Here is a 12,336-nt window from a genome sequence, read left to right as displayed (position 1 = left end):
CGAGGCCGGCGCCGCCCGTCCAGCCCCACCAGCACAGCCCCGGCCCGGCCCCTCCGGCCAGCCCCGCCCCGCCCCGACCGCGCGCCGTAGGCTGACGGCGTGACCAGGACTGCGGACGGACCAGCCGGGGACGACGACCACGGCACCGTCGGCGAGGGCGACACGCGCTACCGCCGTCCGGAGCCGGCCTTCGAGCGGGCGATCCGGGTCGCGCTCGGCCAGGCCCGCACCGTCCTGGACGTCGGGGCCGGCACCGGGTCGTACGAGCCGCGCGACCGCGAGGTCACCGCCGTCGAGCCCTCCGCCGCCGCGCGCGCCCGGCGTCCAGCCGACCTGCCCGAGGCCCTGGACGCCACCGCCGAGGACCTGCCGTTCGCCGACGACGCCTTCGACGCCGCGTTGTCGACCTTCTCGGTGCACCGGTGGTCGGACCTCGAGCGCGGGCTGGCCGAGGTGCGCCGGGTCACCCGGGGGCCCGTCGTCCTGCTGACCTCCGACCCCGCACGGGTCGAGGACCACTGGCTCGCCGACTACGCCCCCGAGGTCGTGGCGGCCGAGGCCCGTCGGTACCCGTCCCTCGACCGGATCACCGACGCCCTCGGTGGGCAGGTCACGACGACCCGGCTGCCGATCCCCTTCACGTGCGTCGACGGGTTCTCCGAGGCGTACTACGGCCGTCCGGAGCGGCTGCTCGACACGGGGGCGCGACGGGCGGACCCGGCGTGGGCGTCCGTCGACGAGATGACCGCGGCCCGCTCGGTCGCCGCCCTCCGCACCGCGATCGAGGACGGCTCGTGGGACGCCCGGTACGGCCGGCTCCGCGTGCAGCCGTCGTACGAGGGTGCGCTGGTGCTCGTCGTCGCCCAGCCGTAGGGTGGCTGCGTGAGCAACCGTCCCGAGGAGGTCGTCGGCGCCTGCGCCGGCATCAGGGCCTGACGCCCCGGCCGTGTCGACGACACGGCTCCCGCTCCCGACCCCTCCAGAACCACCGCACCCGCTCGCCGGGTCGCAGCACACCTCGCCACCGCGCCACGCGTGCCGACGTCGACCACGTCCGGCTCGCGGCTCCGTGCCGCCGAGGTCCGTGCGCGACCACCGCGACGCCGGGTGCCCACAACGACAGGCTCACCGTGCTCCCCGTCACCACCGAGGCCCTCCGCGCCTCCTTCGTCAACGCCTCGCGCCGCGAGGTCACCGACATGTCCCTCCCCGACCTCGACACCGTCGCCTGGGAGGACCTGACCTTCCTCGGCTGGCGCGACCGGAAGACCGCCCGCCGCGCCTACGCCGTCGTCCCGACGCTCGACGGGGACCTCGTCGGGCTGCTGTTCCGGCAGGCCGAGGCGTCGCCGCGCTCCCGCGCCCAGTGCTCGTGGTGCCAGGACGTGACGCTGCCGAACGACGTCGTGTTCTACTCCGCCAAACGCTCCGGGCCGTCGGGCCGGAAGGGCGACACCGTCGGCACCCTGGTCTGCCAGGACTTCCAGTGCTCGCGCAACGTCCGGCGGACCCCGCCACCGGCGTACGAGGGCCACGACGCCGCGGCGGCACGCCTCCGGCGGATGGAGGACCTGCAGCTCCGCGTCGCGGCGTTCGCCGCCGACGTCTGAGGTCGAGTCCCGAGATCGGGTCCCGGCGCGAGCCGTGACGGACGGGAGGCCCGGTACCAGCTGGTACCGGGCCTCCCGTCCGACCGGTGGTCGCTTCAGCGGCCGATGCTCGACATGTCGGGGTAGCGGTCCCCGGTCGGCAGCGGCAGGGCCGAGAGGCGCTCGACCTGGTCGGCCGTCAGCGTGACGTCGGCCGCGCCGACGTTCTCCTCGAGGCGCGAGACCCGCTTGGTGCCCGGGATCGGCACGATGTCGTCGCCCTGGGCGAGCAGCCACGCGAGCGCGACCTGGGCCGGGGTGCCACCGACCTCGTCCGCGATGCCCTTGACGGCGTCGACGATGCGCATGTTCGCGGCGAAGGCCTCCTCCTGGAAGCGCGGGTTCGCGGAGCGGAAGTCGTCCTCGCTGAGGTCGGACGGCTTCGTGATCGCGCCGGTGAGGAACCCGCGGCCGAGCGGCGAGTACGGCACGAGACCGATGCCGAGCTCGCGGAGGGTGTCGAGCACGTCGCCCTCGGGGTCGCGCGTCCACAGCGAGTACTCGCTCTGCAGCGCGGTGATCGGGTGCACGGCGTGGGCCTTGCGGATCGTCGCGGCACTGGCCTCGGACAGCCCGATGTGGCGGATCTTGCCCTCCTGCACGAAGCCGGCGAGCTGCCCAACGACGTCCTCGATCGGGATCGCCGGGTCGACGCGGTGCTGGTAGTACAGGTCGATGTGGTCGGTGCCGAGGCGGCGGAGCGACCCCTCGAGGGCCTCGCGCACGGACTCGGGAGCGCTCGAGATGCCGCGGGTCTGCGTCGGCGTCTCCTCGCCGGCCTCGTGCCTGTACAGGCCGAACTTGGTGGCGATGGCGACCTCGTCGCGACGGCCCTTGAGGGCTTCCGCGAGGAGTTCCTCGTTCGTGTACGGGCCGTACGCCTCGGCGGTGTCGAAGAGCGTGACGCCGAGGTCGATGGCGCGGTGGATGGTGCGGATCGACTCGGCGTCGTCGGAGCCGGCGCCCGAGTAGAAGGCGCTCATGCCCATGGTGCCGAGGCCGATCGCGCCGACCTGGAGGTCGGAGAGGGAGCGTGTCTGCATGCGTGGTCCTTTCGTGAGGTCCGTTGTCTGCAGGTCCCGGTGTACTCGCCCGGGCCGGGACGGAGGGAGGCACTGGCCGTGCCCGTCTGCCGGGAATGCACCGGCAGGGAGCGGGCAGGTGGCGGGAAGCGGCGGACGCGAGGCGGTCGACGACGTCGTCGTGTGTGGAGGACCTCCAACCTCCTCGCGCCCGGGCCCCGCTGGTGGTCTGATCGACCCCGTGAACCTGACCTTCCGGCTCCTGCTGCTCACCCTGCGCGTGCGCCTCACCCCGCGCCGCCGGCTGTCGCTCTGGGACGAGTCGCGGACCCCGTTCCGCGTGACGCTCACCGACCTGGACCCGCTCCGGCACGTCAACAACGGGAAGTACCTGTCGCTGCTCGACCTCGGCCGGCTCGACCTCATGCTGCGCTCCGGCTTCTGGGCGACGATCGCCGAGCACGGCTGGTACCCGGTCGTCGCCGCGCAGACGATCACGTACAAGCGCTCGCTGACGCTCGGGCAGCGGTTCGAGCTCCGGTCGCGGGTGCTCGGCGTCGACGAGCGCGCGGTCTACATGGAGCAGACGTTCACCCGCCGCGGTGCGGTCGTGGCGCGGGCGGTCGTGCAGGCCCGGTTCCTCCGTCGGACGGGAGGCACGGTCCGGTCCGACGAGCTGCTCGCCGCCGCCGGCCGGTCGCCCCGTGACCTGACCCTGCCGGACTGGGTGTCCGCGTGGGCCGACGCCGTCCGGATCAGCGGCTCGGAGGGCGACCGCGTGCGACCATGACCGCATGGAGATCGAGCCGTTCGTCGTCGCCGACGCCGCCGCCTGGCGTGCGTGGCTGCACGGGCACGAGGACACGTCCGACGGGGTCTGGCTCGTCCTCGCGAAGAAGGGCACGACCAGCCCGACGAGCCTGACCTACGCACAGGCCCTGGACGAGGCGCTCTGCTCCGGGTGGATCGACGGGTCGAAGCGCGGTCTCGACGCGGCCACGTTCCTCCAACGGTTCACCCCCCGGCGGAAGGCGTCCCTCTGGTCGAAGCGGAACGTCGGGCTCGTCGCCGCGCTGGTGGAGGCCGGACGGGTGCGGCCCCGCGGGCGGGCGGAGGTCGACCGGGCGAAGGCCGACGGCCGGTGGGACCGCGCGTACGCGGGGGCTGCGACAGCCGAGGTGCCCGAGGACCTGCGGGTAGCGCTCGACGCCACGCCGACCGCCGCCGCGCTGTTCGCGGAGCTCGACGCGGCTAACCGGTACGCCGTGCTGCACCGGGTGGTGACCGCCCCGAGCGACACCGCCCGGGCGAACCGCATCACGAAGCTCGTCGCCGGGCTGTCCCGCGGGGAGACGCCGTACCCCCGTCGCGGAGCGGACCTCCAGGAGCGCGACACCCCGGAGGCGTAGACCGGGGACATGACCACAGGCACTGACACCACGAACCGTCCGGCCGCGTCCTCCGGCACCTTCCGCATCGGCGGGGACCTCGAGGTCAACCGACTGGGCTACGGCACCATGCAGCTGACGGGCCCCGGCGTCTGGGGACCGCCGAAGGACCACGACGAGGCGATCCGCGTCCTCAAGCGTGCCGTCGAGCTCGGCGTGAACTTCTTCGACACGGCCGACTCGTACGGCCCCTACGTCGCCGAGGAGCTCCTCAAGGAGGCCCTCCACCCCTACGGCGACGACGTCGTGATCGCGACCAAGGCCGGCCTGACCCGCACCGGTCCGAACGAGTGGCCGCCGGTCGGCCGCCCGGAGTACCTGCGCCAGGAGGCCGAGATGAGCCTCCGCCGTCTGGGCCTCGAGCGCATCGACCTGTTCCAGCTGCACCGCATCGACCCGAAGGTCCCGCTCGAGGACCAGATCGGCGAGCTGAAGAAGCTGCAGGACGAGGGCAAGATCCGCCACATCGGTCTGTCCGAGGTCTCCGTCGACGACGTGAAGGCCGCGCAGGAGATCGCCACGATCGTCTCCGTGCAGAACCTCTACAACCTCACCGACCGCTCGGCCGAGGAGCTCCTCGACTGGTCCGAGGAGCAGGGCATCGGGTTCATCCCGTGGTTCCCGCTCGCGACCGGTGGCCTGACCGGCGCGGACTCCCCGCTCACCGAGCTGGCGAAGCAGAAGGACGCCACCCCGGCGCAGGTCGCGCTCGCGTGGCTGCTCAAGCGCTCGCCCGTCATGCTGCCGATCCCCGGCACGTCGAGCGTCGACCACCTCGAGGACAACCTCCAGGGTGCGACGATCGAGCTCACCGACGACGAGTTCCAGGAGCTGTCGAAGCTGCACAGCTGATCGTCGGAGACGACCAGACGGGAGGCCCGTGGCGGGATCGCCACGGGCCTCCCGTCCGTCCGTGGCCGGACCGTGACCTGCGCGGCTTGCTCGGGCATACCGGGTATGTGCATACTCGGTATGCCGAAGGAGAGGTGCTCCGGAGGCCGAGGGGGAACGATGAGCGTTCGGATGGGCGTACTCGCACTGCTGGTGGCCGAGCCCGGTTACGGCTACCAGCTCCGGGGGGAGTTCGAGCACCGCACGGGGGGCAGCTGGCCGCTGAACATCGGCCAGGTCTACACGACGCTCGACCGGTTGGAACGCGACGGTCTCGTGGCCCGCGGCGACGCCGACGACGACGGACACGTCGTCTACACGGCGACCGACGCGGGCCGCGAGGCCGTCGACCGCTGGTTCAGCGAGCCGGTGCCCTCGAAGCGCGGGCGCGACGAGCTGGCGATCAAGTTCGCGATCGCCGTCACCGTGCCGGGCGTCGACGTCCGGCACCTCGTGCAGGTGCAGCGCGCCGCGGCGATCCGGGCGCTGCAGGACCTCACCCGGCTCAAGCGCACCACGGACCCCTCGACCGAGCTGGCGTGGTCGCTCGTGCTCGAGTCGATGGTGTTCCAGGCGGAGTCCGAGGTCCGGTGGCTCGACCACGTCGAGTCGAGCGTCGCGCGGTACCAGCCCGCTCCCCGAGCCACGACGGACGCCCCCGACGACGAGGACGCGTTCGGCAGCGAGCCGACCGGCCGACGCAGCACGGAGGCCCGCCGATGACCACCACCCCGCTCCTCGAACTCGACGCCGTCGCCGTCCAGTACGGCTCCGGCGCCCAGGCCGTGACCGCCCTGGCCGGTGTCGACCTGACGATCCGCCCGGGCGAGATGGTCGCCGTGATGGGCACCTCGGGCTCCGGGAAGTCGACGCTGCTGTCGGTCGCCGGCACGCTCATGCCGCCCACGAGCGGCGAGGTCCGCATCGACGGCGAGTGGGTGTCCGACCGGCCCGCCCGCGAACTCGCCGCCCTGCGTCGCCGGGTGCTCGGCTTCGTGTTCCAGGACTTTAACCTCATCCCCTCGCTGACCGCGGTCGAGAACGTGGCACTGCCGCTCGAGCTCGACGGCTGGCGCACCGGACGGGCCCGCAAGGCAGCGGTCCTCGCGCTCGAGAGCGTCGAACTCGGGCACCGCCTCGACGCCTGGCCCGACGACCTGTCCGGCGGGCAGCGCCAACGCGTCGCCATCGCGCGCGGGGTCGTCGGCGACCGCAGGCTCGTCCTCGCCGACGAGCCGACCGGCGCCCTCGACTCGCAGACCGGGGAGGTCGTGCTCCGCATGCTCCGCCGGCACGTCGACGCCGGCGCCGGTGCCCTGCTCGTCACGCACGACGCACGGCACGCGGCCTGGGCCGACCGGATCGTGTTCCTGCGCGACGGTCGGATCGTCGACGAGACCGCCTACGCCGGCGTCGAGCTGGCCCTGCAGGACGCGCAGGACCAGCCGTGAGCGAGCGTCCCCGTCGGGACTCGCACCGACCGACGATCCACAGCCCCTCCCCGTCCACCCTCCGGCCGGCGCTCCTGCTGGCCCGGCGTCTGGCGTTCGCCCGGACCGGCCGCGCGGTGCTCGTCGCAGCGCTCATCGGGCTGCCGATCGCCGGACTCGCCGCGGGCAGCGTGCTCGTCGCCTCGACGACGCAGAGCACCGAGGACCGACTGACCGTCGAGCTCGGACGCTCCGCCACCCTGCTCGAGTCGAACGGCCCTGACCTGGTCGGCATGCGGCAGGACCCGGTCGATCGGTACGCAACCACCACGGAGAAGAAGAGCCCGCTCGACCGGTTCGTCGAGGACCCGTCGTCCACCACCGAGGGTGCGTCCGCGCCCCCGACGGCCGACCTACTCGGCTCCGTGCCCGCCGGAGCGGTCTCCGTCCCGGTCCGCACGGGTTCGGCGGTCGTCGCCGGGCCGCGTGTCCCCGTCACCGTCACCGCGGTCGAGGGGCAGACCTGGGCCGGCGCCCTGCACGGGCACTGGGACCACATCGACGGCGCGGTCCCCCGGTCCGCCGACCAGGTGCTCGTGACCCCGGCGACCCTCGACCGGCTGCACATCGCCGTCGGGGACGCCCTGCAGGTCGACGACCCCGTGCAGCGGCGGATGACCGTCGTGGGCACCCTCCGCGACCTCGGGCAGCCCGCCTCGACCATCGCGGTGTTCGGCCCGTGGGGGTCGCTCGGGCAGCGGGACGACACCGCCTCCACGCAGGTGTTCCTGCCCGACCGAACCGTGACCTGGCCGGAGATCGAGCGGTTCAACGACCACGGCATCGTCGTCGAGTCACGGTCCGTCGTCCTCGACCCGCCGTTCGCGAGCACGAGCACCCGCGGGTCGGGATCGCTCATCGGCTACGGGTACATCGGGCTCGCGGGGGCCTTCGCCCTGTTCGAGGTCGGGCTGCTCGCCGCGGCCGCGTTCCTCGTGAGCTCCCGCGCCGACACACGCACGCACGCCGTGCTCGCCAGCGTCGGTGGCGACCGGCGCTTCCTGTTCACGGTCGTCTCGACCTCGGGCCTCGTGCTCGGGGTGGTCGGCGCCGTCGTCGGGACCGCGCTGGGCATCGGCGGCGGCATCGCGGCCTTCCACCTGCTCGACTCCGGCGACCGGGCGCAGTACCCCGGCGTACACCTGCCGTGGCTCGTGCTGCTCGCGGTCGTGGCGCTCGGGGTCCTGGCCGGGTGGGCGGCGTCGCTCGTCGCCGCCCGGAGCGCGAGCCGGGTCGACGTGGACAGTGCCCTGCGTGGTGCGACCCGTCCGGCGCCCGTCTCCCGTCGACGGTGGGCAGCGGCGGCCGGGCCGGTCCTGACCGTCGTCGGCGTCGTGATGACGCTCGCGTGCGGCATCGGCGTGCTGGTGCTCAACGACCGGCCGGTGCAGGAGGACCACCTCGCGCTGGTCGTCGGGGCCGGGGTCGCGCTCGGCCCGTGCCTGGCGCAGCTCGGCGTCGTCCTCGCCGCCCGTCGGCTGCTCGGCGGCGTCGCCCAGGTCGGGGAGCGGCTCGGACTCCCCGCCCGGATCGCCGTGCGCGACGCCGTCCGGAACCCGGTCCGCACGGTCCCTGTCCTCGCGAGCGTGATGAGCGTCGTGTTCGTCGCGACGGTCGTCCTGACCTTCGCGGCCGCCTCGCAGGCGCAGACCGAGGCGCGGTACGAGTTCCGCACCGCGATGGGCGTGGGCACGGCGAGCATCACCGGCGCGGACGGTCGGACGGACGCCGACCTCACCGAGCGCGCGGTGCGGATCGTGCGCCAGGTCCTGCCCGACGCCGACGTCCGGGTGCTCGGGGCCAGCGTGGAGACCCAGTCCGACGACGAGCCGGTCACCCTCCCGGTCGACGTGCACCGGCCGGACTGCGCCAGCAGCAGCACCGGTGCGTGCGCCGCCTGGCTCGTGTCGCCGGACAGCTCGAGCCCGCACGTGCTCACCGGCAGCGTCGACGACCTCGCGACGCTCCTCGGCCACGAGCCGTCCCGGGCCGCGCGGGCAGCACTGGCACGCGGCGACGCCGTCTCCGTCCGACCCGAGTACGTGCGCGACGGGGTGGTCCGGCTCGACACCCGTCCGGCCTCCCAGTACGCGATGTACGGCGAGCCGCCGACCGGCAAGCCACTCCGGACGACCACCGTGCCGGCCGTGGTGGAGCACACCGACCAGCCCCTGCACATCGGGCTGTTCCTCACCCCGCAGGCGGCCGCGCGACACGGGCTCGAGACCGACCCGGACTTCCTGGTCGGGTCGTTCCCCGACGGCATCTCCGACGAGCAGTCCGACGCACTCGCCGCGACCTGGCAGACCAGTGTCGGACGCGACGCGGACCTCTGGTTCCCCTCGTTCGCCGTCGAGACCGGCCCGGACGACCCGTTCCGTCCGATCGCGATCGTCGTCACGATCCTGGCCGGCATCGTCACCCTCGGTGCCACGATCGTCGCCATCGGGCTCGCCCGCGCCGACGGCCGGCGGGACGACGAGGTGCTCGACGCGATCGGCGCCTCGCCCGGCGTCCGTCGCCGGGTCTCCACCTGGCAGGCGGCGGTGCTCACGCTCGTCGGCTCGCTGGTCGGAGTCGCGCTCGGAATCCTGCCGCTCCGCGCCCTCACCCTGCGGTTCACGCCCACCCCGACGGGCGTCGTCCACATGCCGTTCGCGCCGGACCCGGTGTCCCTCGCGGTGCTCGCGCTCGGCCTGCCGGTCCTGGTGACCGCCGGGGTCTGGCTCGTGGCCGGACGTCGACGCCGGGTGGCGGTCCGGCGGACCGCGTGACGGACGGGAGGCCCGTGGCAGCACCGCCACGGGCCTCCCGTCCGTCACGGCGCCGGTCGGCGAGCCGTCACTCGGTGAGCCGTCACTCCGTGAGCTTGATGAGCAGGGGCAGGAACAACCCCGCCAGCCACGAGACCACGAGGACCGACGCACCGATCGCGAGGACCCGGCGCCGACGCCGCTGCCGCGGGCTCTCCGCGACGCCCCACACGCCGGCGCGCACGAGCACGCGGTTCGCCTCGCCGACCAGGCGGCGGACCTCGGGGTCCTCCGTGTCCAGGCGACCGTGCTCGGCGTGCTCGGCGATGGCGGTGGCCTCGTCGACCGTCAGCGCGGTGTCGCCCGTCGTGCGGTCCCTGCGTCGCATGGGCACCACGGTAGCCCGCGGGTGCCCGGAGGGCCACCGGTCGCGGACGGGAGACGTGGGGCGGTCCGGCACCGCGCCTCCCGTCCGACGGGTCACTCGGGGAGCGGCTCGGCGTAGGTGCGGAAGTCGCCGCGCTCGGTGTGGATCGACCAGAGGCGCTCGGCGATCGAGGCGCCGGAGTGGTCGTCCTGCCCGTCGTCGATGCCGAACGGGATGATGAGCTGGCCGACGTGCACGTCCTCGTCACGGACGGCGTCGTGCAGCAGCTGGGCGTAGGCGCTCTCCCCGGCGAAGGCGACCGAGGTGCCGGTGACGCGGGCGCCCGGGCGGACGGCGCTGCCACCGTTGACGAACAGGATCGTGCCGTGGCCGATCGCCCGCATGCCCGGCAGGACCTGGCGGACGGCGTTCACCGAGCCGTAGACCGAGAACTCGATCGGGCCGACGAGGTCCTCGGCGGTCGTCTCGAGCACCGGGCGCATGTACTCCTTCGCGGGCAGCGGGCTGTACTGCAGCACCTCGATCGGGCCGAGCTGCTCGGTCGCCTGCTCGAGCGCCCGGCGGAGCGAATTCCCGTCGCGGACGTTCGCGGCGAACCCGGCGGCCCGGTGGCCCTGCTCACGGAGCGAGGCGGCCAGCTCGTCGAGGCGGTCCTGGTTGCGGGAGACGAGGGCGACGGCGAAGCCCTCGCGGGCGAAGCGCTCGGCGACGGCGAGGCCGAGGCCCTTGCCGGCGCCGACGATGGCGATGGTGGTCATGGAGCCCACTGAACCAGTGCTCGCCCGCGAGGAGTCCCGGGCGACGTCGGGTCAGCGCCGAGCCGACGTGTCCGTCGGTCCGCTCGGCGTCCACCCCGGTGTCGCGATCGTGCTGAACCAAAGGGCGTACTCGTCGTCGGCGCTCGTCCGCGCCTGCACCCAGACGCCGGACCGCGCGGGCACGGTGACCGGGATGCGGACGGTCCTGCCACACGTCAGGTCCGCCGCCCCGGCGACGACGCCGTCACCACGGTCGGTCCCCCGCGGGACGACACGGACCGTGACCCGGACCTCACCGGCATCGCGGCAGACGGCGAGGACCTCGTAGTCGCCCGCAGGTGTCGACGCGGAGAGCAGCCCACCCACAGCGACGTCGCCGTCCTTGAGGAGTTGGCCGCCACCGCTGTCCCAGCCGTCGGGATCGGCGACGCGGTCCGCGGTCGCGTGGAGCCAGGCCTGCGCGGAGCGCTGACGTGCCGCCTCGGTGCCGGTGCAGGACGTGAGGGCGAGCACGCCGGCCACAACGCCGACGATCACGGCGGCGCGGCCTCGCCGGGCGGTGGTCTGCATGCCCGCAGCATCCCACGTCCGACGGGGCGTGCAGATCACGACCGGACCGGCACGTCCTCGCGGGCGGCGCCGGGGGACGCGTCCGAGCCCGGCAAGCAGGCGTCACCGTCGACGAGTGCCGCGATCCGAGCCGGCCGTCGACGGCCGGACAGGTAGTCGTCGAGCGTCTCCCGCCTCGCGCGGAAGCGCCGTTCCTTCTCGAGCAGGTCGTCCCGGACCTGCTCGACCCGGGCGAGGAGGTCCGCCGGCGGCAGCCCGGTCCCGTCACCCGCCACGCAGGGTACGACGTCACGGAGGAGCCCCGACGAGAGCCCGGCCGCGAAGAGGTCCTGGATGAGCGCGACCGTCTCCACGGCGTCCGGGTCGTAGTCCCGGTACCCGTTGGGCCGTCGACTGCTCCGGATCAGCCCCTCGTGCTCGTAGTACCGCAGCGCGCGCGTGCTCACACCCGTCGCCGTGCTCAGTTCGCCGATCCGCACGCCGCCCAGCCCTCCGCTTGACCTTGACACTGACGTCAATGTCTACCGTACGAGCATGACCACTGCAGCACAGATGCGTGACCGGACGGCCCTCGTCACCGGCGGCTCGAGCGGGATCGGCGCAGCCGTCGCCGACGCCCTCGCACGGGCCGGAGCACACCTCGTCCTCGTCGCCCGGAACGGGGCGCGCCTCGAGCAGACGGCGGAGGGCATCCGCAGCCGGTACGGCGTCACCGTCACGACCATCGCCCTCGACCTGGCGGCGCAGGGAGCCGTGGGCCGGCTGCTCGAACGCCTCGAGGGCGACGGCGTCGAGGTCGAGCTGCTGGTCGGCAACGCCGCTCTGGCCCCGCGGGGACTCGTCGTCGAGGGCGACCCCGCCGTGCTCCGCCGCATGGTCGACCTCAACGTCGGAGCGCTCACGGAGCTCACGGCGGCGGTGACCACCGGGATGGTCGAGCGCGGGCACGGCTCCGTCGTCGTGATCGCGAGCACGGGCGGGTCCGCCCCGACACCGGTCCTGGCGGCGTACGCGGCCTCGAAGGCGTACGTCCTGTCCTTCACGCAGGCGCTGTGGGCAGAGACCCGGCACAGCGGCGTCCGGGTCGTCGCCGTCAGCCCGGGTCCGACCCGCACGCCGATGAACGCGACCGTCGGACGCTGGGGGCGACGTCCGGAGCAGGTCGCCGCGACCGTCCTCACCGCGCTCGACGGCTCCGGTCCGTCCGTCGTCGACGGTCGGGGCAACGCGGTCGCCGCCGCCGTGCTGCGGTTGCTGCCGACCCGCGTCGTCACCGCGCTCGCCTTGCGGGTCTTCACCCGGTAGCGGGTACCAGGGTGGTCGTGTCCGCGGGCGGACGCGGAGGAGGTCGCAGTCGCGGATGGCGT

General features: G+C 73.9%; 14 protein-coding genes. 9 read left to right on the top strand and 5 right to left on the bottom strand.

Translation table 11 applies throughout. The features are described from left to right. Positions 1–99: 99 nt before the first annotated feature. Both KM842_RS13820 and KM842_RS13815 read left to right on the top strand, forming a co-directional pair. Positions 100–873: a class I SAM-dependent methyltransferase gene (locus tag KM842_RS13820; protein ID WP_216259245.1), complete on the top strand. Its 774-nt coding sequence runs from the start codon at positions 100–102 to the stop codon at positions 871–873. A gap of 257 nt (positions 874–1,130) precedes the next feature. Continuing rightward, entirely contained in the window at positions 1,131–1,610 is a 480-nt protein-coding gene (locus KM842_RS13815; RefSeq protein ID WP_216259244.1) for an FBP domain-containing protein, read from the top strand. A 95-nt stretch (positions 1,611–1,705) separates the two neighbouring features. On the opposite strand, the gene KM842_RS13810 is transcribed toward KM842_RS13815, so the two are convergent. Further along, positions 1,706–2,692 carry an aldo/keto reductase gene (locus KM842_RS13810; protein WP_216259242.1) on the bottom strand — a complete coding sequence of 329 codons (987 nt, stop codon included), beginning with the start codon at positions 2,690–2,692 and terminating at the stop codon, positions 1,706–1,708. A 220-nt stretch (positions 2,693–2,912) separates the two neighbouring features. Between KM842_RS13810 and KM842_RS13805 the strand changes: the two genes are divergently transcribed. The 6 genes from KM842_RS13805 (at position 2,913) to KM842_RS13780 (ending at position 9,274) form a co-directional block, all read left to right on the top strand. Continuing rightward, positions 2,913–3,461, top strand: a complete 549-nt coding sequence (locus KM842_RS13805; protein ID WP_216259240.1) for an acyl-CoA thioesterase — start codon at positions 2,913–2,915, stop codon at positions 3,459–3,461. Between the two features lie 4 nt (positions 3,462–3,465). Further along, a complete protein-coding gene (locus KM842_RS13800) occupies positions 3,466–4,080 on the top strand; it encodes a YdeI/OmpD-associated family protein (RefSeq protein ID WP_216259238.1) in 615 nt (204 codons plus the stop codon). Between the two features lie 9 nt (positions 4,081–4,089). Beyond that, a complete protein-coding gene (locus KM842_RS13795) occupies positions 4,090–4,971 on the top strand; it encodes an aldo/keto reductase (protein ID WP_216259237.1) in 882 nt (293 codons plus the stop codon). A 171-nt stretch (positions 4,972–5,142) separates the two neighbouring features. After that, entirely contained in the window at positions 5,143–5,733 is a 591-nt protein-coding gene (locus tag KM842_RS13790) for a PadR family transcriptional regulator (protein ID WP_253206137.1), read from the top strand. After that, on the top strand, positions 5,730–6,461 hold the full coding sequence (locus KM842_RS13785; protein ID WP_216259235.1) for an ABC transporter ATP-binding protein: 732 nt from the start codon (positions 5,730–5,732) through the stop codon (positions 6,459–6,461). The genes KM842_RS13790 and KM842_RS13785 overlap by 4 nt, the downstream gene beginning before the upstream one ends. Continuing rightward, entirely contained in the window at positions 6,458–9,274 is a 2,817-nt protein-coding gene (locus KM842_RS13780; protein ID WP_216259232.1) for an FtsX-like permease family protein, read from the top strand. The genes KM842_RS13785 and KM842_RS13780 overlap by 4 nt, the downstream gene beginning before the upstream one ends. Before the next feature lie 82 nt (positions 9,275–9,356). Here KM842_RS13780 and KM842_RS13775 read toward each other — a convergent pair whose 3' ends face one another. The 4 genes from KM842_RS13775 to KM842_RS13760 all read right to left on the bottom strand — a co-directional run bounded on the left by KM842_RS13775 (position 9,357) and on the right by KM842_RS13760 (position 11,448). Next, positions 9,357–9,641 carry a hypothetical protein gene (locus KM842_RS13775; RefSeq protein WP_216259230.1) on the bottom strand — a complete coding sequence of 95 codons (285 nt, stop codon included), beginning with the start codon at positions 9,639–9,641 and terminating at the stop codon, positions 9,357–9,359. A 92-nt stretch (positions 9,642–9,733) separates the two neighbouring features. Beyond that, positions 9,734–10,399 carry an SDR family NAD(P)-dependent oxidoreductase gene (locus KM842_RS13770; RefSeq protein WP_216259226.1) on the bottom strand — a complete coding sequence of 222 codons (666 nt, stop codon included), beginning with the start codon at positions 10,397–10,399 and terminating at the stop codon, positions 9,734–9,736. Positions 10,400–10,450: 51 nt separating this feature from the next. After that, a complete protein-coding gene (locus tag KM842_RS13765; RefSeq protein ID WP_216259224.1) occupies positions 10,451–10,969 on the bottom strand; it encodes a hypothetical protein in 519 nt (172 codons plus the stop codon). Positions 10,970–11,004: 35 nt separating this feature from the next. After that, positions 11,005–11,448 carry a MerR family transcriptional regulator gene (locus tag KM842_RS13760; protein ID WP_216259222.1) on the bottom strand — a complete coding sequence of 148 codons (444 nt, stop codon included), beginning with the start codon at positions 11,446–11,448 and terminating at the stop codon, positions 11,005–11,007. 55 nt (positions 11,449–11,503) lie between these two features. Here KM842_RS13760 and KM842_RS13755 point away from each other — a divergent pair, with 55 nt between their 5' ends. Continuing rightward, a complete protein-coding gene (locus KM842_RS13755) occupies positions 11,504–12,274 on the top strand; it encodes an SDR family NAD(P)-dependent oxidoreductase (protein ID WP_216259220.1) in 771 nt (256 codons plus the stop codon). Positions 12,275–12,336: the final 62 nt, after the last annotated feature.

The organism is Curtobacterium sp. L6-1 (genome assembly GCF_018885305.1).
Taxonomy (GTDB): domain Bacteria; phylum Actinomycetota; class Actinomycetes; order Actinomycetales; family Microbacteriaceae; genus Curtobacterium; species Curtobacterium aetherium.
This window is presented reverse-complemented; position numbering and strand designations above follow the sequence as displayed.

Coding starts and splice junctions, on each gene's coding strand:
- KM842_RS13810 (WP_216259242.1), bottom strand. CDS start 2,692: ATGCAGACACGCTCCCTCTCCGACCTCCAGGTCGGCGCGATCGGCCTC.
- KM842_RS13800 (WP_216259238.1), top strand. CDS start 3,466: ATGGAGATCGAGCCGTTCGTCGTCGCCGACGCCGCCGCCTGGCGTGCG.
- KM842_RS13795 (WP_216259237.1), top strand. CDS start 4,090: ATGACCACAGGCACTGACACCACGAACCGTCCGGCCGCGTCCTCCGGC.
- KM842_RS13790 (WP_253206137.1), top strand. CDS start 5,143: ATGGGCGTACTCGCACTGCTGGTGGCCGAGCCCGGTTACGGCTACCAG.
- KM842_RS13785 (WP_216259235.1), top strand. CDS start 5,730: ATGACCACCACCCCGCTCCTCGAACTCGACGCCGTCGCCGTCCAGTAC.
- KM842_RS13775 (WP_216259230.1), bottom strand. CDS start 9,641: ATGCGACGCAGGGACCGCACGACGGGCGACACCGCGCTGACGGTCGAC.
- KM842_RS13770 (WP_216259226.1), bottom strand. CDS start 10,399: ATGACCACCATCGCCATCGTCGGCGCCGGCAAGGGCCTCGGCCTCGCC.
- KM842_RS13765 (WP_216259224.1), bottom strand. CDS start 10,969: ATGCAGACCACCGCCCGGCGAGGCCGCGCCGCCGTGATCGTCGGCGTT.
- KM842_RS13755 (WP_216259220.1), top strand. CDS start 11,504: ATGACCACTGCAGCACAGATGCGTGACCGGACGGCCCTCGTCACCGGC.